Origin of the sequence: Streptococcus infantis (genome assembly GCF_047464715.1) — a bacterium.
GTDB lineage: Bacteria > Bacillota > Bacilli > Lactobacillales > Streptococcaceae > Streptococcus > Streptococcus infantis_S.
In genome coordinates, this window is the sequence record NZ_JASHBJ010000001.1 from 895,593 (window position 1) to 916,619 (window position 21,027).

The 21,027-nt window shown below is 39.5% G+C and carries 22 protein-coding genes and 1 pseudogene; 3 read left to right on the top strand and 20 right to left on the bottom strand.

The genetic code is table 11. From position 1 onward, the window contains the following. Position 1: 1 nt before the first annotated feature. From QM419_RS04475 to QM419_RS04550, 16 genes and pseudogenes are all read right to left on the bottom strand, one after another. Positions 2 to 1,402 carry a Cof-type HAD-IIB family hydrolase gene (locus tag QM419_RS04475; RefSeq protein WP_414278017.1) on the bottom strand — a complete coding sequence of 467 codons (1,401 nt, stop codon included), beginning with the start codon at positions 1,400 to 1,402 and terminating at the stop codon, positions 2 to 4. An 80-nt stretch (positions 1,403 to 1,482) separates the two neighbouring features. Further along, positions 1,483 to 1,986, bottom strand: a complete 504-nt coding sequence (locus QM419_RS04480) for a GNAT family N-acetyltransferase (protein WP_414278059.1) — start codon at positions 1,984 to 1,986, stop codon at positions 1,483 to 1,485. Positions 1,987 to 2,156: 170 nt separating this feature from the next. Continuing rightward, the gene (gene rpsR / locus QM419_RS04485; protein ID WP_000068664.1) at positions 2,157 to 2,396 is read right to left on the bottom strand and encodes a 30S ribosomal protein S18; all 240 of its coding nucleotides are present in this window, start codon (positions 2,394 to 2,396) and stop codon (positions 2,157 to 2,159) included. 32 nt (positions 2,397 to 2,428) lie between these two features. After that, complete coding sequence (gene ssbA, locus QM419_RS04490; RefSeq protein ID WP_178895252.1) at positions 2,429 to 2,899, bottom strand: single-stranded DNA-binding protein SsbA; 471 nt, start codon at positions 2,897 to 2,899, stop codon at positions 2,429 to 2,431. An 11-nt stretch (positions 2,900 to 2,910) separates the two neighbouring features. After that, positions 2,911 to 3,201 carry a 30S ribosomal protein S6 gene (gene rpsF / locus QM419_RS04495; protein WP_002896497.1) on the bottom strand — a complete coding sequence of 97 codons (291 nt, stop codon included), beginning with the start codon at positions 3,199 to 3,201 and terminating at the stop codon, positions 2,911 to 2,913. Positions 3,202 to 3,329: 128 nt separating this feature from the next. After that, positions 3,330 to 3,986, bottom strand: a complete 657-nt coding sequence (locus tag QM419_RS04500; RefSeq protein WP_178895253.1) for a CBS domain-containing protein — start codon at positions 3,984 to 3,986, stop codon at positions 3,330 to 3,332. 306 nt (positions 3,987 to 4,292) lie between these two features. Further along, on the bottom strand, positions 4,293 to 5,003 hold the full coding sequence (locus tag QM419_RS04505; protein ID WP_006148126.1) for an ABC transporter ATP-binding protein: 711 nt from the start codon (positions 5,001 to 5,003) through the stop codon (positions 4,293 to 4,295). Further along, the gene (locus QM419_RS04510; protein WP_414278018.1) at positions 5,003 to 5,767 is read right to left on the bottom strand and encodes an ABC transporter ATP-binding protein; all 765 of its coding nucleotides are present in this window, start codon (positions 5,765 to 5,767) and stop codon (positions 5,003 to 5,005) included. The genes QM419_RS04505 and QM419_RS04510 overlap by 1 nt, the downstream gene beginning before the upstream one ends. After that, entirely contained in the window at positions 5,767 to 6,723 is a 957-nt protein-coding gene (locus QM419_RS04515; protein WP_414278019.1) for a branched-chain amino acid ABC transporter permease, read from the bottom strand. The genes QM419_RS04510 and QM419_RS04515 overlap by 1 nt, the downstream gene beginning before the upstream one ends. Positions 6,724 to 6,726: 3 nt before the next feature. Next, on the bottom strand, positions 6,727 to 7,596 hold the full coding sequence (locus QM419_RS04520; RefSeq protein WP_178895257.1) for a branched-chain amino acid ABC transporter permease: 870 nt from the start codon (positions 7,594 to 7,596) through the stop codon (positions 6,727 to 6,729). 116 nt (positions 7,597 to 7,712) lie between these two features. After that, complete coding sequence (locus QM419_RS04525; protein WP_178895258.1) at positions 7,713 to 8,873, bottom strand: ABC transporter substrate-binding protein; 1,161 nt, start codon at positions 8,871 to 8,873, stop codon at positions 7,713 to 7,715. Positions 8,874 to 8,961: 88 nt separating this feature from the next. Then, on the bottom strand, positions 8,962 to 9,231 hold the full coding sequence (locus QM419_RS04530) for a YlbG family protein (protein WP_178895259.1): 270 nt from the start codon (positions 9,229 to 9,231) through the stop codon (positions 8,962 to 8,964). 75 nt (positions 9,232 to 9,306) lie between these two features. Further along, positions 9,307 to 9,900: pseudogene (locus QM419_RS04535) on the bottom strand (ATP-dependent Clp protease proteolytic subunit); the annotation flags it as partial. A gap of 159 nt (positions 9,901 to 10,059) precedes the next feature. After that, positions 10,060 to 10,689, bottom strand: a complete 630-nt coding sequence (gene upp / locus QM419_RS04540) for a uracil phosphoribosyltransferase (RefSeq protein WP_414278020.1) — start codon at positions 10,687 to 10,689, stop codon at positions 10,060 to 10,062. Positions 10,690 to 10,778: 89 nt separating this feature from the next. After that, positions 10,779 to 11,246, bottom strand: a complete 468-nt coding sequence (locus QM419_RS04545) for a deoxycytidylate deaminase (RefSeq protein WP_414253421.1) — start codon at positions 11,244 to 11,246, stop codon at positions 10,779 to 10,781. 18 nt (positions 11,247 to 11,264) lie between these two features. Continuing rightward, the gene (locus tag QM419_RS04550; RefSeq protein ID WP_414253420.1) at positions 11,265 to 11,822 is read right to left on the bottom strand and encodes a TetR/AcrR family transcriptional regulator; all 558 of its coding nucleotides are present in this window, start codon (positions 11,820 to 11,822) and stop codon (positions 11,265 to 11,267) included. 124 nt (positions 11,823 to 11,946) lie between these two features. Between QM419_RS04550 and QM419_RS04555 the strand changes: the two genes are divergently transcribed. The 3 genes from QM419_RS04555 to QM419_RS04565 are packed head-to-tail and all read left to right on the top strand — an operon-like array spanning position 11,947 to position 14,502. Further along, positions 11,947 to 12,792: a DegV family protein gene (locus QM419_RS04555; protein ID WP_414278021.1), complete on the top strand. Its 846-nt coding sequence runs from the start codon at positions 11,947 to 11,949 to the stop codon at positions 12,790 to 12,792. Positions 12,793 to 12,850: 58 nt separating this feature from the next. Further along, a complete protein-coding gene (locus tag QM419_RS04560) occupies positions 12,851 to 14,026 on the top strand; it encodes an NAD(P)/FAD-dependent oxidoreductase (protein WP_414278022.1) in 1,176 nt (391 codons plus the stop codon). Positions 14,027 to 14,046: 20 nt separating this feature from the next. Beyond that, positions 14,047 to 14,502 (top strand): 8-oxo-dGTP diphosphatase, encoded by a 456-nt coding sequence (locus tag QM419_RS04565; protein WP_414278023.1) that lies wholly within the window; start codon positions 14,047 to 14,049, stop codon positions 14,500 to 14,502. A gap of 237 nt (positions 14,503 to 14,739) precedes the next feature. Here QM419_RS04565 and manA read toward each other — a convergent pair whose 3' ends face one another. The 4 genes from manA to QM419_RS04585 form a co-directional block, all read right to left on the bottom strand. Beyond that, positions 14,740 to 15,684, bottom strand: coding sequence for a mannose-6-phosphate isomerase, class I (gene manA, locus QM419_RS04570; protein ID WP_414278024.1), 945 nt, complete (start codon positions 15,682 to 15,684; stop codon positions 14,740 to 14,742). A gap of 139 nt (positions 15,685 to 15,823) precedes the next feature. Then, a complete protein-coding gene (locus QM419_RS04575) occupies positions 15,824 to 16,402 on the bottom strand; it encodes a DUF3592 domain-containing protein (protein ID WP_414278025.1) in 579 nt (192 codons plus the stop codon). Between the two features lie 296 nt (positions 16,403 to 16,698). Next, positions 16,699 to 18,474 (bottom strand): pyruvate oxidase, encoded by a 1,776-nt coding sequence (gene spxB, locus QM419_RS04580; RefSeq protein WP_414278026.1) that lies wholly within the window; start codon positions 18,472 to 18,474, stop codon positions 16,699 to 16,701. A 321-nt stretch (positions 18,475 to 18,795) separates the two neighbouring features. Beyond that, entirely contained in the window at positions 18,796 to 21,018 is a 2,223-nt protein-coding gene (locus QM419_RS04585; RefSeq protein WP_414278027.1) for a heavy metal translocating P-type ATPase, read from the bottom strand. Positions 21,019 to 21,027 lie beyond the last annotated feature (9 nt).

The window sequence follows — 21,027 nt, forward strand, 5'->3', positions numbered from 1 at the left end:
TTTAGTCCTCAATTTCAATAGTTTCAATGACTACGTCTTCAACTGGCTTGTCCATTGCACCTGTTTCGACACCTGCAATTGCATCAAGAACTTCATAAGAAGCTTCATCCGCAAGTTGACCGAATACAGTGTGACGACGGTCTAGGTGAGGAGTTCCACCTTGTTCAGCATAAATTTCCGCAATTGGTTCTGGCCAGCCACCACGAGCAATTTCTTTCTTAGAATATGGCAAGTGTTGGTTCTGTACGATAAAGAACTGGCTACCATTTGTATTTGGACCAGCATTTGCCATAGAAAGAGCTCCGCGAACATTGTAAAGCTCTTCTGAAAATTCATCTTCAAATGACTCACCATAGATAGATTCGCCCCCCATACCAGTACCAGTTGGGTCTCCACCTTGAATCATAAAGTCTTTAATAATACGGTGGAAAATGACACCGTCATAGTAACCATCTTTTGATAGAGCAATAAAGTTGGCTACTGTTTTTGGTGCATGCTCAGGGAAAAGCTTGATGCGCATATCTCCATGATTTGTCTTAATAGTCGCAATTGGACCATCTACTGCTTCAATGTCTACTTGTGGAAAATGTAATTCTTTTTCTACCATACCAAATCCTTCTAAGGCATCAAAAATGCCATCTTCTTCTAATGTTTTTGTAACATAATCTGCTTTTTCTTTGATTATGTCATGAGAAATTCCCATAGCAACACAAATACCTGCATAATCAAAGAGTTCTAAATCGTTAAGTTCGTCTCCAAAAACCATGACGTTTTCAGGTTTTAAACCTAATTGGTCTACAACTTTGGCAACTCCAGCTGCTTTTGAGCCCGAAATAGGCACCACATCTGACGAATGTTCATGCCAACGAACTAGACGTAAAGTCGATGATAAACTGTCAGGTAAAGTCAAGTCATCTCCCTGCTCCTCAAAGGTCCACATCTGATAAATATCTTCATTTTGATAAAAATCAGGGTCCACCTCTAAATTAGGATAAATCGGGTCAATCGCCTGGCTAATCATCTCTGTTCGTCTTGATAGTTTAGCAGCATGACTTCCCACCAAACCGTAATCAATCCCAACTTCCTTGGTCCAAACAATATACTCTTCTACCTTATCCTGAGCAATTTTATTACTATATATGACATGGCCTTTTTTATCCTCAATATAGGCACCATTCAAGGTCACAAAGAAATCTGGCTTAAGTTCCTGAATCTCTGGCACAACACCAAATATGCCTCGACCAGTCGCAATTCCTGTCAAGATTCCCTTCTCGCGTAATTGTTGAAATACTGTAGGAATAGTACTTGGAATAAAGCCAGTCTTTGAATTACGTAAAGTATCATCTATATCAAAAAAGATAATCTTAATCTTCTTAGCCTTGTATCTTAACTTGGCATCCATTATAATACCTCCTTCAATTCACTCTTTCCATTATACCATAAAGTAGGCAAATCCCACATCCCCAATAAAGTCCTTTTCTCTTATCCGAATTCCTTTACTAGATACAAAACCAAATCATCATTATTTTGGCTAGTTGCATTCATTTCCAAGGGTTGATTTCGATACCAGACACCTGTCCCATCTGGAATATAACCTCGTTTGATGTACAATCTCTGAGCAGGTCCATAACCTGAGTGGAGCCCAACACCAAGCGTCACCTTATCCGATACGAGTTTTACTCGTTTTTCTGCTTCTTCTAGCAGTTGATTCCCAATCCCTTGATTTCGAAAAGGCTCAAACACATTAAAATCTGATAATTCTGGATAGACTTCTGCAAAAGGACCATGTTTAGCAGAGGGCAAAATAGTAACGTAGCCCGCTACAGCACCATCAATCTCTGCAACTAAGACTTCTCTCTCCCCACTTTCCTGTTCCAGAAAATATCTAGACAAAATTTCCTCTCTACCAGGCCAACCTTGATTCATAAATCCATGAGATAAGGATTCAATGTCAGACTTAATCATATTTCTAATCGTACAATTCATCTTTGACTTACCAACCTTTACTCTTTCTATTACCATTATAGCACGCTAAGGTCAGAAAAAAACTATCTCGTGAAAAAAGACCCGTAAGGGTCTTACTCGCTCTTTTGTTTTCAAGCTCGTGAAAAAGAGGTCCACTGGACCTGAAAAAAAGACCCACCCGGGTCTTTTCTTTAATCTTCGTTTACGAAAGGCATCAAAGCCATTACGCGAGCGCGTTTGATAGCTGTTGTTACTTTACGTTGGTTTTTAGCTGAAGTTCCAGTTACACGACGTGGAAGGATTTTCCCACGTTCTGAAACGAAACGGCTAAGAAGCTCAGTATCTTTGTAATCAACATATTCAATTTTGTTTGCTGCGATGTAATCAACTTTTTTACGGCGTTTGAATCCGCCACGACGTTGTTGAGCCATGTTTTTCTCTCCTTTATAGTTTTAATTGTCCATTAGAATGGTAAATCATCGTCTGAAATATCCAATGGATTGGTTGTTCCAAATGGATTTTCATCTCGTGAAAAGTCAGGTACTGATTGTGTAGGTGCTGAATAATTTGAACTTGGTGCAGAATGACCTCCACCAGTTTGACCTTCACGCACGCTACGGCTTTCCAACATTTGGAAATTTTCAGCTACGACTTCAGTCACGTAGACACGTTGTCCTTGCTGGTTATCGTAACTACGAGTCTGGATACGACCTGTAACCCCGATAAGTGAGCCTTTTTTAGCCCAGTTAGCAAGGTTTTCAGCCTGTTGGCGCCACATTACGACATTGATAAAATCAGCCTCACGTTCACCATTTTGACTCTTGAATGTACGGTTTACTGCAAGAGTAAAAGTAGCTACTGCTACATTTGATGGGGTATAACGCAACTCAGCGTCACGTACCATACGCCCTACAAGTACAACATTGTTAATCATAATCTACCTTCTTACGCGTCAAGTTTGACGATCATGTGACGAAGAATGTCAGCGTTGATTTTTGACAAACGGTCAAACTCTTTAAGAGCTGCGTCATCGTTTGCTTCAACGTTAACGATGTGGTAAAGTCCTTCACGGAAATCTTGGATTTCGTATGCAAGACGACGTTTTTCCCAATCTTTTGATTCAACAACAGTTGCACCATTGTCAGTCAAGATAGAGTCAAAACGTGCTACCAAAGCGTTTTTCGCTTCTTCTTCAATGTTTGGACGAATGATATAAAGAATTTCGTATTTAGCCATTGATATGTTCCTCCTTTTGGTCTAATGACCCCAAGTCTTTGCATGGGGTAAGTGAGGTTTGCTCACAATAAACTATTATACTAGAAAAAAATTTTTTTCGCAAGTATAAAACAATGATAGTTTATTTTTTAGAGTTTTTTTGCTGCAGTTTTGGTAATTTCATCTACGAAAATATTCTCTTCTTCAAATTTCTTCTTCAAGGAACTAAGATCAACCGTTCCCTCAATTTGGACTTCGATAACAATCTTACCATCTTTACGTGGAATATTAACAGTATGAGAAATATTAAGATTTTCCTCAACGATTAAAGAAACAATCTTACCGAGTACCCCAACTTCATTTTCTGTGATAAAACGAACACGGATTCCCTCTTCACCATAACCAGCAATTTCAAGAAAGGCTCCGAATACATCTCGATCTGTTATAACGCCATACAATTGACCATTATCAACAACTGGTAAGATACCAATCTTATTTTTCAACATGAGATAGGTTGCATCTTCCAAACTAGCATATCCTGAAACAGTAACAACATCACGAATCATGACATCTTTTACCTTTGTCTTGTTTAGCAAGTAGTTCATCTCAAAGATTGAAAGACTAGTTGCTTTTGATGGACTAGCTTCAGCAATTGTTCCTTCTGTCACCAAGCCTACTAATTTATCATTCTCAATAACAGGAAGACGGTGCAAGCCTTGTTCACGCATTAAATCTGCTGCATGCGCAACAGTTGTATCAGGACTGATATAAACGACCTTGCGTGTCATAAAATCTTTAACTGCCATAGGAAATCTCCTTTATGTTTATAGTTTTATTATACACTTTTTACGGAAAGCTATCAAACGCTTTCATTTCTTTTTCAAGATTCAGAAAAATCTGAAGGACTTTACGAAAAAGAGCTCAACTTAGAGCCCTTAATCTTTTACTCATAATGATTGCGTCACAATCTCTATCCGCCGACTAAAAAGGTCCCCCGGACTAATGTGGATTGCTTGCGCAATCCTTATCCGCAACCTAAACTAATCTCCCAGACTATACGAAGATTACTACGCAATCCTTATCCGCCGACTAAAACAATCCACTGGATTGTTTTAGCCACCTAGATATGCTTTTCTGACTTCGTCTGAGGCTGCGAGTTCTTTACCTGTTCCTGAAAGAACAATCTTTCCTGTTTCAAGAACATATCCTCGGTCAGCGATGGCAAGTGCTTTATTGGCATTTTGCTCAATTAAGAGAACGGTTGTACCTTGTTTTTGAATATCTTGGATGATATCAAAAATTTCTTGGATAAAAATCGGAGCAAGACCCATTGATGGTTCATCTAATAAAAGAAGTTTAGGCGTTGACATGAGTGCACGTCCCATGGCAAGCATCTGCTGTTCACCACCAGATAGAGTAGCCGCATCTTGGTTTTTACGTTCTTCCAAACGAGGGAAACGAGAGAAGACTTTCTTCAAATTTGCTTGATTCTCTTCACGATTTTTCTTAAGAAAGGCTCCCATCTCCAAATTTTCCATAACTGTCAATCCAGAGAAAACATGACGTCCTTCCGGTACTTGAGAAAGCCCTGATGCCACAATCTTTTGTGCGGGCATCTTTTGGATTTCTTGCCCCAAAAATTCAATTCGACCAGAACTTGGGCGAACAAGTCCTGATAGAGTACGAAGAATAGTTGTTTTACCTGCACCGTTAGCACCGATTAGAGAAACAACTTCTCCTTCATTGACTTCAAAGCTTACATCACGTACAGCTTGAATCATACCGTAGTGTACTGAGAGGTTTTCAACTTTTAACATAGACATTAGGCTTCACCTCCAAGATAAGCTTCGATAACACGTTTATTACTCTTGATTTCATCTGGTGTCCCGTGAGCAATCAAACGACCGTACTCAAGAACATAGATACGCTCAGTAACTTCCATAACCAAATTCATATCATGTTCAATCAGCATGATAGTAATATTAAATTCATCCTTGATGCGACGAATCAACGCAGTTAATTCTGCAGTCTCTTGTGGATTCATACCTGCCGCAGGTTCATCCAAGAAGAGGATTTTAGGCTCTGTAGCAAGAGCACGAACAATCTCCAAACGACGTTGTTGACCATAAGCTAAGTTTTTAGCTAAAGTTTCAGCATCACCATCTAAATCAAAGATTTTTAGTAATTCTAAGGCTTTGGCTTTTAATTCTTCTTCATTCTTATAAAAAGCTGGTAAGCGCAAGAAACTTGCAAAAACATGTTGTTTATGATGGTTACTAAATGCAATCAAAACGTTATCCAAAACTGTCAAGTCTTTAAAAAGGCGGATGTTTTGGAAGGTACGCCCTAATCCAAGAGATGCGATTTTATAAGGTTGCTTACCATTTAATAAGTGACCATCTAAGGTTACTGTTCCTTCACTTGGTTCATAAACTCCTGTCAACAAGTTGAAGAGAGTTGTTTTCCCAGCTCCGTTCGGTCCAATCAAGCCAACAAGTTCACCTTCGTTCAATTCAAGAGTGACGTCCCCAACGGCTGTCAGACCACCAAAGTGTTTGGTTAAATTTTTTACTTCAAGTAATGCCATTAGTTTTGTCCCTCCTTCTTACCTTTTTTAAAGAGACGTGATAGGCTCAATTCCCATGTTCCAAGGAGACCCCCTGGTCTGAAGATCATAACGAGTACCAAGGCCAAAGCATAGATAATCATACGAACGCTAGCCACATCTTGAAGGAACATATTCAAAATACCAAGAACAATTGCAGCAACAATTGCCCCTGTAATGGATCCCAAGCCACCAAATACAACGATGATCAAAACGTTGATAGAGTTGATAAAGCTATAATCCTTAGGCACAACAGAACCGATAAATCCTGCTTGAAGGGAACCTGCAATACTTGCAGTCATAGCTCCAAAGACAAATGCGATAATTTTGATTTTTGTTGTATTGACCCCGACAGATTCAGCTGCAATTTCATCTTCACGAACAGACAAGGTTAAACGACCGATTGGACTACGAAGGAAATTCAGCGTTGCAATTGTCGTAATTACAGCAAAGATATATACCATTTGCCAATTAGTAAAGTTTGGAATTCCCAAAATACCTGCTGCTCCGTTAGTTAAGTTACCACCATTGACAATCAAGATACGAATAATCTCAGCAACCCCAAGTGTCGCAACTGCAAGATAGTCTCCCTTCAAACGGAGGGTAGGAATTCCTACGATGAGGGCAACCAAACCAGCAATGATGGCGCCGAGCAACATCGCTCCAAAGAAGGCACCATAAGTTGGAGATTTTGAACCGATAATAGCTGCAGCATAAGCACCGATAGCCATAAATCCAGCATGTCCAAGTGAAAATTGGCCAGAGAAACCAACGATTAGGTTAAGTCCTACTGCAAGAATAATGTTGATACCGATTTGCTCCAGAATTTGAATATGGAAAAGGTTTAAAATACCAAGTGAAACTAAGAGGCTAATCATACCATATCCAAGCAACAAAAGGAATATCCAGAGAATATTAGCTTTTACATTTACTTTCATTGTTTACACCTTCTCTTTCACATTCTTACCAAGGATACCAGCTGGACGAACAATCAAGATTAAGAGCAAGATTCCATACACGATGGCATCACGGAAATCTGACAATCCAAAAGCGATTGCAAAAGTTTCCAATAGACCAATTACAAAACCTCCAAGAGCTGCACCAGGTATGATACCGATACCACCAAGAACGGCAGCAACGAAAGATTTAATACCCGGAGTCATTCCCATCAATGGTTCAAGAGAGTTGTAGTAAAGGGCAATCAAGACACCTGCTGCACCAGCCAGAGCTGATCCTAAGGCAAAGGTGAAACTGATTGTACGGTTTACGTTGATCCCCATCAACTGAGCTGCATCACTATCTACTGATACAGCACGCATTGCTTTCCCCATTTTTGTTTTTTGCACGATGAGTTGCAAAAGAATCATCAAAACAATTGAAACAGTCAAAATCAACAATTGAATATTTGTTAGACTGATCGGACCCAAGTCATAACGAACTGTTTGGATTGCTTGAGGGAAGGCACGTGTATTGGCACCTACTAGATAAACCATCCCATACTCAAGCAAGAAGGATACCCCGATAGCTGTAATCAGTACAGAGATACGAGTTGAATGACGGAGTGGACGGTAGGCTAGAAACTCGATGATAACACCGAGAATAGCTGAACCAATCATGGACAAAATTAAGGCTAAAAAGAAATTTAAATGGAGGGCATTAATCAAGAAATAACCCATGAAAGCACCCATCATATAGATATCACCATGGGCAAAGTTAATAAGCTTGATAATTCCATAAACCATAGTATAACCCAGGGCTAGTAGCGCATAAACACTCCCTAGGATCAAACCATTGACAAGTTGTTGAAGCATATGGTTCACTCTTTCTAAGTTTTATTTTTAGGATTTTTCTAAAAAAATAATCCCTTTATAAATACCGAAACAGGGAGTGAGTAAAAGCTCATTCCCCATTTACGATATCTATAAGATTAAGGTTTTACGACTTCTGCCGCTTCTACTTTACCATTATTCATGGTCATCATGAAGGCTGTTTTCACAGTGTTGTGATCTGCATCAAAGCTTGTTTGACCTGTAACACCTTCGAAGTTTTGTGTTTTAGCAAGATTGTTCTTGATATCAACTGAAGTTTTTGCACCTTTTGCTGCATTTGCTACAAGGTAAACTGAGTCATATGCAAGAGCTGCAAAAGTTGAAGGCTCTTCATTGTATTTCGCACGGTATGCTTCAAGGAAAGCTTTCGCCTTATCTGACACATCAACTGTTGATGAGAAACCAGAGATGAAGTAAATGTTTGATGCGCGTTCTGCTGTTGCTTGTTGAACAAACTCTTCACCATTAAATCCATCACCACCGATGATTGGCTTATCAATTCCCATACCACGAGCTTGGTTTACAATCTTACCAGCTTCTGTGTAGTAACCTGGCAATACGATAGCATCAAAGTCTTTATCTTTGATTTTTGTCAAAGCTGCTTGGAAATCTGTATCACCTGATACAAATGTTTCATCTGCTACGATTTCACCTTTAAATGATTCACGGAAAGCTTTTGCAACACCTTTAGCATAGTCACTTGAGTTATCAGTATACAAAACAACTTTCTTAGCGTTCAATTTGTTTGAAACGTAGTTTGAGATGATTTTTCCTTGGAAACTATCTTGGAATGTTCCGATGAAGAGGAAGTCTTGTCCTTTTGTCAAACCATCTTGAGTAGCACTTGGCGAGATTAATGGCACACCAGCTTGAGTAGCGTTTGCCACTGCAGCAGCAGTTGCTCCAGAAGTCGCAGGCCCTACGATAGCTGCTACTTTTGATTGAGTAACAAGGTTTGTAGAAACTGAAGCCGCTTCAGCAGTTTCAGATTTGTTATCTTTATCTACAACTTCGATTTGTTTTCCATCAACACCACCAGCAGCATTGATTTGATCAACTGCAAGTTGAGCACCCTTTTGTTCAGATGTACCGTAAGCAGCTACTGCTCCAGTCTCTTCGAAGTTGAAACCAATTTTTACAACTTTTTCATCAATTGGGTTACCAGTTGTGTTTGAAGCTCCTGACTTCACTTCCCCACAAGCTGCTAAGAGTGCTGTACTTGCAAGAGCTACGAGTGACAATGCAAATTTTTTCTTCATGTTTATCTCCTTTTAATGTTCAATTTAAATTACATGTTAAGAATATACCGAATTATCAGAAAATTGTCAACAAGTTTCTCTCACTTTTTTAAATGATAACGTTTTCGTTGGTTTTATATAGGTTACCAACGAAAGGAGTTTCCAATTCTTGAATATGACAAACTCTCACTTTTTTGATAAATTTCTCTTTTCCTAAACGATTTACCAGCTCTTCTACTTCCTCTGTTGGGACATAAAGTTGTAGGTAACGATGTTTTTTTGAGTGGTAACAAATATCACCATAATTTGCGAGTTTTTTAGCATCGCGATTATAGTATAAATAGATAATCAGACCAGACCGATTCTCTTTTTGAAACATAATTCAACTTCCTTCTAACAATCTTCCTTCTATTATATCAAAAAAAACAAGCTCAGTCGAGCTTGCTTTAGTAGTTTAATTCAAAGAATTATTAGCCATAATTTCGTCAATAAAACCGTAGTCAAGAGTTTCTTGGGCACTCATCCAGTAATCACGTTCAGCGTCTGCGTGGATTTGCTCAACTGATTTGCCAGAATTATCTGCTAGGATTTGTTCTAAAGTCTTACGAGTTTTAAGCAAGTGTTCAGCAGCAATGGCCATATCAGTCTGCTGAGTACCACCACCTGTACCACCCATTGGTTGGTGAATCATGTATTCTGCATTTGGAAGCATGAAACGTTTGCCCTTTGCTCCACTTGAAGCAATAATTGTACCCATTGAGGCTGCCATTCCCATAACGATAGTTTGGACATCTGCCTTGATAAAGTTCATGGTATCAACGATTGCCAAACCAGCTGATACAGACCCACCTGGTGTATTTACATAAAGGTAAATATCTTTTGTACTATCTTGGGCATCCAAGAAGAGCAATTGGGCGATGACTGAGTTTGCCATATTGTCTTCGACTGGTCCAGTCAACATGATGATACGATCTTTTAAAAGACGTGAGTAAATGTCATATGAACGTTCTCCACGACTTGTTTGTTCAATAACTACAGGAATCATTCTTTTCTCCTTTTTTGATTTCTAATTTCTTTGTTAATAGGATTATTATATATTTTTGGTCAAAAAAGGTCAAATTTTTGCTCTATCCTAATAACAGATACAAAAATTTAACCTCCTTTCAAAACTAAGACTAGGCTGTAGTCTCAATATCACTTTAGAATCTTATTTTGTTCCGAACAAGCGGTCTCCAGCGTCTCCAAGACCTGGAACGATGTAACCATGTTCGTTCAAGCGTTCATCCAAAGCTGCTGTAAAGATTTCTACATCAGGGTGTGCTACTTGAAGTGCCTTCACACCTTCTGGAGCTGATACAAGGCAGACAAACTTGATGTTTGAAGCTCCACGTTTTTTGAGGGAGTCAACAGCCAAAATCGCTGATCCACCTGTTGCAAGCATAGGATCAACTACAAAAATTTGACGTTGGTCAATATCTTCAGGTAATTTTACCAAGTATTCTACTGGTTGAAGGGTTTCTTCATCACGGTACATACCAATGTGCCCAACTTTGGCCGCTGGAACCAAACTCAATAGTCCATCAACCATACCAATACCTGCACGCAAGATTGGAACAATTGCCAATTTTTTACCAGCCAATTGTTTTTGAACTGTTTTTGTGATAGGTGTTTCGATTTCAACGTCTTCAAGCGGAAGATCACGAAGTACTTCATATCCCATCAACATTGCAATCTCGTTAACTAACTCACGAAAAGCTTTTGTAGAAGTGTCAGTGCGACGCAAGATTGACAATTTGTGTTGAATCAGTGGATGATTAATAACTTCAAGTTTTCCCATTTTCTGAATTCCTTCTTTCAATTTATTCTTCTTATTATACCAAAAAATGGTTTAAAAAGCTTTTTAAACCATTTATTTTTTTACAAATTCTAGATCAGGTGAGCTTCTTGGAGAGCTGCTTGCACTGTTTCAAGTGGTAAATGAGTCAACTCCGTTCCTTTTTCATGATAAAGATGCTGGGCATAGTCATCCATACGGTATTGATTGATATAAACAACACGTTCACATCCCACCTGCAACAGTTGCTTGGTACAGTTAAGGCATGGAAAATGAGTAACGTAGGCTGTAAAACCCTTTGGAACGCCACGCTCTGCCCCTTGTAAAATAGCATTTACCTCTGCATGAAGAGTGCGGACACAGTGGCCTTCAATCACCAGACAATCGTGGTCAATACAATGTTCTGTTCCTGATACAGAGCCATTATAGCCTGTTGAAACAACCTTGTTATCCTTAACTAAAACGGCTCCTACTTTGGCACGCTTACAGGTTGAACGATTGGCAATCAATAGAGCTTGAGCAGCGAAATACTCATCCCAAGCTAGTCTTTTTTCTGTCATAGTTTTTCTCCTCTTAACTTATTTTTTGAAAAATGGCAAGCGTAAATCTGCAATTTTTTCAGCAGGTATCTTCATCCCATCCTTGATCCATTTTAGCAAAACCGATACGATAGCAGAACTCCAAAAAGAATGCATATAACTGCTAACACCCTTTGATTTTCCATAATATTTTTCCAAAAATTCCTGCATAGCTTGAACAAAGATTTTTTCCAGGTGATAGTCCAGGGCAAGCTGAATAACCTTGGCTTCTTTCTTAGCTTCTCTAAAGAGGTGAACCCAAACTAGATAGAGTTCCGTCTTGACATCGTAATGGCTTAGTTGCTCCATGATATTATGGACGCTTCGTTTAAAGACACTTTCTAAAATTTCTTCTTTTGAATCATAGTTTCGATAAAAAGCTGCACGAGAAACGCCAGCACGCTTGACTAACTCAGAAATGCTAATCTTAGCCAACTCCTTTTTCTCCAAGAGTTGCAAAAGAGCTGTTTCAATCGCTTCTCTGGTTAGCAAATTAGATTCTTGATTTGATTTTCTAAGGTTTTCAAGCGATTTTTCAGATATTTTTCGTTCAGACATAACAATTTCTTTCTACTTGTGACAACAGAGAGGTACTACTTTTGTTTCAAGGGCTTTCATGATATAATTGTAAAAAAAGACAGAACCTTTGTCAATGTATAAGTGATAAAGATGGAGAATTTCTATGACTTGGAAGATTGTAGCTGACTCTGGTTGTGATTATCGTCAACTGGCAAATCCTGCTTTTGATACTGAATTTGTCAGTGTCCCATTAACGATTCAAGTTGCGGACCAGGTCTTTGTCGATGATGCCAATCTGGATATTGATCAGATGATGGAAACTATGTATGCGACTTCTGAAGCTTCTAAATCAGCTTGCCCTAGTCCTGATGATTATTTACGAGCATTTGAAGGTGCCAAACATATTTTTGTAGTGACCATCACAGGAACTCTCTCTGGTAGCCACAATAGCGCACAATTAGCTAAAAACATTTATCTCGAAGACCACCCTGACACTCTGATTCACGTTATTGATAGTTTGTCTGCTGGTGGGGAGGTTGACTTAATTGTTGAGAAAATCAATGACTTGATTGACCAAGGACTTTCATTTGAAGAGGTGGTTGAAGTTATTACTACTTACCAAGAAAAAACGAAGTTGTTGTTCGTTCTTGCTAAGGTTGATAACCTGGTTAAAAACGGTCGCCTAAGTAAGCTTATTGGTACAGTTGTCGGGCTCCTCAATATTCGTATGGTTGGGGAAGCAAGTGAAACTGGAACCTTGGAACTGCTTCAAAAGGCTCGTGGTGCTAAAAAATCCCTCCAAGCTGCTTATGAAGAGTTGCTCAAAGCTGGCTATGCCGGTGGTCGTATCGTCATGGCTCACCGCAGTAATGAAAAATTCTGCCAGCAGCTCTCAGAGCTCTTGCGTGAAAAATTCCCAGCAGCGAATATTAAAATTCTCCCAACTTCTGGACTCTGCAGTTTTTATGCAGAAGAAGGTGGACTTCTCATGGGATACGAAATCAACTAATAAATCTGACAAGAGATGTCTAATCATCTCTTGTTTTTTTTTATGGTACAATACTCTTATGAAACATTTTGATACTATTGTCATTGGAGGAGGTCCTGCTGGTATGATGGCTACCATTTCCAGTAGCTTTTACGGGCAGAAAACCCTTCTCATTGAAAAAAATCGGAAACTTGGGAAAAAATTAGCTGGTACAGGTGGGGGGCGCTGTAACGTAACTAATAACGGAACTCTAGATGACCTACTAGCTGGCATTCCTGGAAATGGGCGCTTTCTTTACAGCGTCTTCTCCCAATTTGATAATCATGATATTATCAACTTTTTTACGGAAAATGGCGTCAAACTCAAGGTTGAAGACCACGGACGTGTCTTCCCAGCCAGTGATAAATCTCGTACCATAATCGAAGCTCTGGAAAAGAAAGTCACTGAACTTGGTGGGCAAATTGCTACTCAAACGGAGATTGTTTCTGTTAAAAAGATTGACGATCAGTTTGTCCTTAAGTCAGCAGACCAAACTTTCACTTGTGATAAACTCATTGTCACAACAGGTGGGAAGTCCTATCCTTCTACTGGTTCAACTGGATTTGGTCACGAGATTGCTCGCCATTTTAAGCATACCATTACTGAGCTCGAAGCCGCTGAAAGTCCTTTATTGACAGATTTCCCGCATAAGGCCTTGCAGGGAATTTCGCTGGATGATGTGACTCTAAGCTATGGCAAGCATGTCATCACTCATGATCTGCTCTTTACCCACTTTGGTTTATCTGGTCCTGCTGCTCTGCGTATGTCAAGCTTTGTCAAGGGAGGTGAAGTCCTTTCTTTGGATGTCTTGCCTCAACTTTCTGAGAGCGACTTGGTGGCATTTTTAGAAGAAAATCGTGATAAATCCTTAAAAAATGCCTTAAAAGCCTTGTTGCCTGAACGCTTGGCAGAATTCTTTGTGCAAGGCTATCCAGAAAAAGTCAAACAGCTAACTGAAAAAGAACGCGACCAACTTATCCAGTCTATCAAGGCCCTTAAAATCCCTGTTACTGGTAAGATGTCCTTGGCTAAATCCTTTGTGACCAAAGGTGGCGTTAGTCTCAAGGAAATTAATCCTAAAACTCTGGAAAGCAAACTGGTTCCTGGACTTCACTTTGCAGGGGAGGTGCTAGATATCAATGCCCACACTGGTGGCTTTAACATTACTTCTGCCCTCTGTACCGGCTGGGTGGCAGGAAGTCTACATTATGATTAAGAAATACGAAGGAGAAGCCTATGAACAGAAGAGAATCAGTCGAATTTGTTAATATGTGTATGATTCAAAACGGAGACAAGGTTCTAGTTCAAGACCGAGTTAATCCTGACTGGCCTGGCATTACTTTTCCTGGTGGGCATGTTGAACGTGGTGAATCCTTTGTCGATGCCGTCATTCGTGAAGTGAAAGAAGAAACTGGTCTGACCATTTCCAAACCCCAACTCTGTGGTATCAAAGATTGGTATGATGATGCTGATTTTCGCTATGTCGTACTTTTTTACAAGACAAAACACTTTACTGGTGAACTCCAGTCTTCAGACGAAGGAAAAGTCTGGTGGGAGAATTTTGAAAATCTATCTCATCTTAAACTAGCTACTGAGGATATGTCTGATATGCTTCGTGTTTTTCTTGAAGAAGATCTAAGTGAGTTCTTTTACTACAAAGAAGGAGACAACTGGTCCTACCAACTAAAATAATAGTAAATAGACGGAGCTATCTCCATCTATTTTTGCTTATTTGAAATTTCATCTTTATCTATATAAAATAGTCTTTCCTAGAAACCATGACTTATTCTTAAAAACCTTGAAGATAAATATTTCCCCAAGTCTGGCTTTTCCTTCTTCGTTTCATCATTCCAATTATCATCATCGTGGTCTTTATCGCGCAATTTATGTAAAAAAAGGACTTGAGTAATAAACTCAGGTCCTTTCTTTTTATGGATGGCTTACAATCAATTCTAAATCTGATCCTTCCAAAGTCCAAGCTTCAACATCACTTGGCAAGATAAAATGGCTACCTTTTTGGATAGGATATTCCTTACCGTCTACAGTCAATTTCCCTTGACCAGCCAAGACACTCAACAAGCTGTAGTCAGCTGTTTTTTCAAAGTCAACTTTTCCTGTGATTTCCCACTTGTAAACTGCAAAAAAATCATTAGATACAAGAAGAGTTGAACGCAAATCATCTGCTTTAACAGTCACAGGACGGCTATTTGCAGGCTCACCAATGTTCAAAACATCGATAGATTTTTCAAGATGAAGCTCGCGCAAATTGCCATTATCATCCTTACGGTCAAAGTCATAAACTCGGTAGGTGGTATCACTAGACTGTTGCGTTTCAAGGATTAAGATACCTGCACCGATGGCGTGCATAGTCCCACTTGGTACATAGAAGAAATCTCCAGCCTTAACCGGGACTTTGGTAAGCAAGGAATCCCAGTTTTTATCTTCGATTTGCTGGCGGAGTTCTTCTTTTGACTTGGCATTGTGACCATAAATAATCTCTGAACCTTCATCTGCTGCGATAATATACCAGCACTCTGTCTTTCCAAGCTCGCCTTCATGCTCTAGTCCATAAGCATCGTCTGGGTGGACTTGAACACTGAGCCAGTCATTGGCATCGAGGATTTTGGTCAAGAGTGGAAATACTGGCTCTGGACGGTTGCCAAATAACTCACGGTGTTCTGCATACAAAGTAGCTAGGTCTGTTCCCTCAAAACGGCCATTAGCTATCTTAGAAACACCATTTGGGTGAGCTGATATTGCCCAATACTCACCAATCTTTTCGCTTGGAATGTCGTAGCCAAACTCATCACGAAGTTTAGTACCACCCCAGATTTTTTCTTGCATTACGGAATTTAAAAATAATGGTTCTGACATGTTACATCTCCTGTCTAATTTTTCACCCTCATTATAGCAAAAAAAGAGTCCCAATTGAACTCTTTTTCTTATCTTATAAAGTAGGGAGAAGATTTTATAAAAATAGTAACGATATAGACTTCTTATTATATCGAAAGACTTAATTGACAAGATTTGGAAGAATGAACACGATAAAGAAAGCTAGAGCAACCATCAGAAAAACAAGGAAATAAGCTAAACATTTAGTCAACCATGCATAACGACCTGGTTTTAGCGGTCTTTCTACGTAGGAATGTTTTGGTTTTTTAGGATCATAATAAACAGTTACCTTTCCTCCAATTGGAAATCGTTCCATTAAAGGTGATTTTGTTAAAGAGATGAAACTGTTCCTATAAATCTTGTATCTTAAAACCTGAGGAATTTCCCCATCTTCAAAATTATCCATTTTGACATCAGATACGATCGAACCCAAGGGAGTACTGATTGTATTTGAAATCGCATATAGAAATTTCGGTCCTAAAACCTTGTATTGGTTCCCATCAACAGTGTACTCGACAACTGGCAGGCTAATTCCATTATAAAGAGCATAGGAATATCGGATAATAACTCCTTCCGTTCTTTCGGTGCATCTCTTGGCATTTCTGTAATTACTGAAGATAAAAAAGTCGAACATGAAATAGGTGAAGGCAGCAAAGCCTAAACTCATTAAGCCAAATAATAGAAAGAAACTTGTTGGCATATTTTTTCTCCTTAAAATATCCTAATGAATCTATTTTAACAGAAAAGACATAAAAGAAAAAGACCGGATTGCTCCGATCTTTTCAAGTTCTGCTCTAAGAAAATCAAAGAATAAACAAGGCGGAACCAAGTTTGATGGCAATTCTTTGCTCATCAAACTACGAGAAATCCTTTGGGACTTTTTCTAGGCTCCGCACTAGATTCCATCATTGAAAATTAAGGTTTCAATGATGGAATCGTCGGCAGTAACCTAATAAAGAAGTCTATAAATTTATCTTTGATTTTCAACGAGAGGAATTATTTAATTGCGCATGATTGCAACCCTTCTTCTTCCAAGAAGAGGCGGAATGGTACGAGTTCTTCTGCTTCGTATTTTTCCTTGAAGGCTTTAATAGCTTCTTCTGAGTGTTGTTTTGGATCCAACTCAAGTACTTCTACTGGAAGTGGACGATGTGGAGTGATGTGAGCATCGATAACAACAGTTTTACCTTCTTTGTTCAATTTAACAGCTTCTGCTACAATTGCGTCGATGTCTTCGATACGGTCAACTGTAAATCCAACAGCTCCTTGAGCTTCAGCGATTTTCGCATAGTCAGCATTAGGGAAGTCACAACCAAACAAGTGTTTGTTTGTGTCTTCGTATTTGTCCTTGATGAAGGCATATTTACCATTTGAGAAGACAACGTTGATAACTGGAAGGTCGTATTGAACGTTTGTGATCACGTCTGGGTAGCACATGTTGAATGCACCGTCACCCATGATGTTCCATACTTGGCGATCTGGATTGTCTTTCTTAGCAGCGATACCACCAGGAAGGGCGATACCCATTGTCGCAAAGAGCGGAGATGTACGCCACATGTTCTTAGGTGTCATGTGAAGGTGACGAGTAGATGTTTGAGTAGTGTCACCTACGTCGATTGAATAGATAGCGTCTTGATCAGCATGTTTGTTGATTGCATTGTAAACTTGATACAATTGCAATTCACCCTCAGTTTTACCTTCGAGTTTGTTCATGTAATCACGCCAGTTTTGGTTATTCTTAACGTTTGCACGCCACCATGGAGTAGATTCCACTGGATTTACTTTGTCAAGAATCGCTTTAGCTGCTTGACCTGCATCTCCAAGGATTGAAGCGTCAAGGGCATGACGTTTACCAAGTTTGTATGGGTCGATATCCACTTGGATGAATTTTTCAGTGTTTTTGAAGGCTTCGTAAACTTCAGCAAATGGGAAGTTTGAACCTAGGAAGAGAACAGTGTCTGCTTCAAAGACTACTTCGTTGGCTGGTTTCCAACCAACACGGTAAGCAGAACCTGTCAAACCTTCGTAGTCCCATTCGAACGCTTCAAAGTTTTTACCAGTTGTGATGATTGGTGCTTTGATTTTACGTGACAATTCAGTAATCACTTCACCGGCTTTAACACCACCGAAACCAGCATAGATAACTGGACGTTCAGCATTGTTCAAGATTTCAACCGCTTTGTCGATTTCAGTTTCGTTCAAAGCAGGAGCGATGAATGAGCGCTCATATGAACCTGATCCGTAGTATGAGTTTTCGTCAATTTCTTGGAAACCAAAGTTTACTGGAATTTCAACAACGGCTGGACCTTTTTTAGAAACTGCAGCACGGCAAGCTTCGTCAATAACTTTTGGTAATTGCTCTGCATAAGCTACACGTTTGTTGTAAACAGCGATACCGTTGTACATTGGGTTTTGGTTCAATTCTTGGAAGGCATCCATGTTCAATTCATTAACTGGACGTGATCCAAGGATAGCAAGGAATGGAGTGTTATCCATAGCTGCATCGTAAACACCGTTAATCAAGTGAGTCGCACCTGGACCACCTGAACCAACTGCAACACCAATAGATCCGCCAAATTTAGCCTGCATAACCGCTGCAAGAGCACCTGTTTCTTCGTGGCGAACTTGCAAGAAACGGATATCTTTGTCTTCAGCCAAAGCGTCCATGAGTGAGCTGAGTGTTCCTGATGGGATACCGTAGATAGTGTCTACGCCCCATGTTTTCAATACGTTAAGCATTGCTGCAGATGCAGTAATTTTCCCTTGAGTCATAATGATAACTCTCCTTAAAGTTAATTTGATAAAAGATAAAAGCGCTTTTATATGTTTTTTGAAAACGATTCAGTAAATTTACAATCCTAATTTATCACATTTGATTTCAGATTCATAAGAATGTGCTCAGAAAACTTCATTCTCTATTACAGTACAGTTTGAAAACGTTTCGAAAATCTGTTTTAGAATAGAAAAAAGCGGTTAAGACCGCCTTTTTATACTCAATGAAAATCAAAGAGCAAACTAGGAAGCTAGCCGCAGGCTGTACTTGAGTACGGCAAGGTGAAGCTGACGTGGTTTGAATTTGATTTTCGAAGAGTATTAATCGACTTTAGTAAAATTAAGCATAAGAGAGCTGATTAAAACAGATACTGAACTAAAGGCCATGGCCAATCCTGCAAGTTCTGGATTGAGTACCAAACCAAGACTAGAAAAGACTCCTGCTGCAATCGGAATACCAATGAGGTTATAGATAGAAGCCCAGAAAAGATTGAGTAGAATACGATTAAAGGTCTTCTTACTCATATCAAAAGCACGTGCCAATCCTAGTAAATTGTTGGTTGTAAGGACAAGATCTGCTGATTCGATAGCAATATCTGTACCAGAGCCCATGGCAATTCCGACATCCGCTACACTGAGGGCCGGCGCATCATTGATACCATCTCCAACAAAGGCCAATTTGCCATTCTTTTGAAGCTTGTGAATTTCATGTGCCTTTTCCTCTGGCAAGACATTTGCGATCACTTCTTCGATTCCAATTTGCTCTGCAATTGCATGCGCTACTCCAGCATTATCTCCGGTAAGCATAACAGTTCTAAGGCCACGTTTTTTCAATTTAGCAATAGCTTCTCGAGCATTTTCCTTAGGGACATCCTGCAAGGCAATTAAGCCTTTTAGTTCACCATCTACGGATAGGAAGACAACTGTTTTTGCTTCTTTCTCAAGCAAATCAAATCGTTCTTGATAGTCACTCGGAATGTCAAGATCAGCTAAAAGTTTGGCATTCCCAAGCAAGACTTGTTTACCATTAATAATCCCAGTCACACCTTTTCCATGCAAGGCTTGGAAGTTTTCCACTGGGTAAAGACTGATTCCTAGTTCAGATGCACGATTAACAATAGCTTGAGCTAGCGGGTGTTGAGATACATCTTCCAATGAAGCAGCCAAACTTAGCACATCTCTTTCATCACCAATAACATCTGTCACTACTGGCTTCCCTTCGGTCAAGGTTCCTGTCTTATCAAAAACAATGGTTTGGACTTTTTGGATTTCCTGTAGAACTGTACCATTTTTGAGAAGAATCCCCATCTTGGCACTTCGTCCTGTTCCAACCATGAGTGCTGTCGGTGTCGCAAGTCCTAGTGCACAAGGGCAGGCAATTATCAAAACTGCTACTCCGTAGAGAAGTGACGTCACAAAGCTTTCTCCTAGGAAAACAAACCAGATCCAAAAAGTAAGAAGTCCTAAAATGACAACTGCTGGTACAAAAATCCCAGAAATCTTGTCTGTCAAATCTTGAATAGGAGCACGACTCGTTTGCGCTTTTTTCACAAAGTCCACAATCTGAGCCAGCATAGTCTCAGAACCAACTTTTTCAGCTCTAAAGATGATCGTACCACTATTATTGATGGTTGAACCAATGACAGCATCTCCAACTGATTTATCGACTGGAATACTTTCCCCAGTCACCATTGATTCATCAATACTCGTTTCACCTTCTAACACAATCCCATCAACGGCAATTTTTTCACCTGGTCGAACGCGAATGAGATCCCCAACTTTGACTTGTTCTAGAGGTATTTGAACATAAACATCATCACGCAAAACCTCTGCTGTTTTTGCTTGTAGGTCTAATAATTTTTCGACTGCCTGCGAAGTATTTTTTCGCATTTTTTCCTCAAAAACTGCTCCCAAAAGAATGAAGAAGAGGATAAATGCAGCACTCTCAAAATATACTGGTAGGCCTGCAAAAAGAGCAAATAAACTATAGACATAGGCTACTAAGGTTCCTAGGGCTACCAAGGTATCCATATTGGCATTGTGTTTTTTAAAGCTAGCCCAAGCACTTCTAATATAAGGAAGTCCAGCTACCAGCATAATGGGTGTTGTGGCTAAAAAGGTGCCCCAACGCATGACTTGGTGACTAATTCCTCCTGTAGACATCCCAATCATGAGAATCACAAGAGGCACAGTAAAGATGCTAGTAATCCAAAAACGTTGTAACAGACTGAGAGATTTTTTAGTTTTTTCAACAACGGTGTAGGTTCCCTTTTGCATCTTCATGCCACATGAAAATTCATGTTCACCTAAGTCTTGAGGAGTAAAGCGAATGACTTTTTCTTCGTCTTGAGCGATTGGTTCTAGAATTCCTTCTTCTTCGAAGAGAATTTCTTTATAACAGTTTGATGGTGTCACACGATGAAATGTAATCTCAGCAGGAATTCCTTTTTGTAGTTGAATATGGGCTGGATGATAGCCTTTTTCTGCTGTGATACGGATTTTTTGAACACCATTTTCAAGACTTGCCTTCACAATTTCGGTCATATCGTTCTC

What these genes read in the sequence shown, in the direction of transcription:
- QM419_RS04475 (WP_414278017.1), bottom strand. Translation starts at nt 1,402, where the DNA reads ATGGATGCCAAGTTAAGATACAAGGCTAAGAAGATTAAGATTATCTTT.
- QM419_RS04480 (WP_414278059.1), bottom strand. Translation starts at nt 1,986, where the DNA reads ATGAATTGTACGATTAGAAATATGATTAAGTCTGACATTGAATCCTTA.
- rpsR (WP_000068664.1), bottom strand. Translation starts at nt 2,396, where the DNA reads ATGGCTCAACAACGTCGTGGCGGATTCAAACGCCGTAAAAAAGTTGAT.
- ssbA (WP_178895252.1), bottom strand. Translation starts at nt 2,899, where the DNA reads ATGATTAACAATGTTGTACTTGTAGGGCGTATGGTACGTGACGCTGAG.
- rpsF (WP_002896497.1), bottom strand. Translation starts at nt 3,201, where the DNA reads ATGGCTAAATACGAAATTCTTTATATCATTCGTCCAAACATTGAAGAA.
- QM419_RS04500 (WP_178895253.1), bottom strand. Translation starts at nt 3,986, where the DNA reads ATGGCAGTTAAAGATTTTATGACACGCAAGGTCGTTTATATCAGTCCT.
- QM419_RS04505 (WP_006148126.1), bottom strand. Translation starts at nt 5,003, where the DNA reads ATGTCTATGTTAAAAGTTGAAAACCTCTCAGTACACTACGGTATGATT.
- QM419_RS04510 (WP_414278018.1), bottom strand. Translation starts at nt 5,767, where the DNA reads ATGGCATTACTTGAAGTAAAAAATTTAACCAAACACTTTGGTGGTCTG.
- QM419_RS04515 (WP_414278019.1), bottom strand. Translation starts at nt 6,723, where the DNA reads ATGAAAGTAAATGTAAAAGCTAATATTCTCTGGATATTCCTTTTGTTG.
- QM419_RS04520 (WP_178895257.1), bottom strand. Translation starts at nt 7,596, where the DNA reads ATGCTTCAACAACTTGTCAATGGTTTGATCCTAGGGAGTGTTTATGCG.
- QM419_RS04525 (WP_178895258.1), bottom strand. Translation starts at nt 8,873, where the DNA reads ATGAAGAAAAAATTTGCATTGTCACTCGTAGCTCTTGCAAGTACAGCA.
- QM419_RS04530 (WP_178895259.1), bottom strand. Translation starts at nt 9,231, where the DNA reads ATGTTTCAAAAAGAGAATCGGTCTGGTCTGATTATCTATTTATACTAT.
- upp (WP_414278020.1), bottom strand. Translation starts at nt 10,689, where the DNA reads ATGGGAAAACTTGAAGTTATTAATCATCCACTGATTCAACACAAATTG.
- QM419_RS04545 (WP_414253421.1), bottom strand. Translation starts at nt 11,246, where the DNA reads ATGACAGAAAAAAGACTAGCTTGGGATGAGTATTTCGCTGCTCAAGCT.
- QM419_RS04550 (WP_414253420.1), bottom strand. Translation starts at nt 11,822, where the DNA reads ATGTCTGAACGAAAAATATCTGAAAAATCGCTTGAAAACCTTAGAAAA.
- QM419_RS04555 (WP_414278021.1), top strand. Translation starts at nt 11,947, where the DNA reads ATGACTTGGAAGATTGTAGCTGACTCTGGTTGTGATTATCGTCAACTG.
- QM419_RS04560 (WP_414278022.1), top strand. Translation starts at nt 12,851, where the DNA reads ATGAAACATTTTGATACTATTGTCATTGGAGGAGGTCCTGCTGGTATG.
- QM419_RS04565 (WP_414278023.1), top strand. Translation starts at nt 14,047, where the DNA reads ATGAACAGAAGAGAATCAGTCGAATTTGTTAATATGTGTATGATTCAA.
- manA (WP_414278024.1), bottom strand. Translation starts at nt 15,684, where the DNA reads ATGTCAGAACCATTATTTTTAAATTCCGTAATGCAAGAAAAAATCTGG.
- QM419_RS04575 (WP_414278025.1), bottom strand. Translation starts at nt 16,402, where the DNA reads ATGCCAACAAGTTTCTTTCTATTATTTGGCTTAATGAGTTTAGGCTTT.
- spxB (WP_414278026.1), bottom strand. Translation starts at nt 18,474, where the DNA reads ATGACTCAAGGGAAAATTACTGCATCTGCAGCAATGCTTAACGTATTG.
- QM419_RS04585 (WP_414278027.1), bottom strand. Translation starts at nt 21,018, where the DNA reads ATGACCGAAATTGTGAAGGCAAGTCTTGAAAATGGTGTTCAAAAAATC.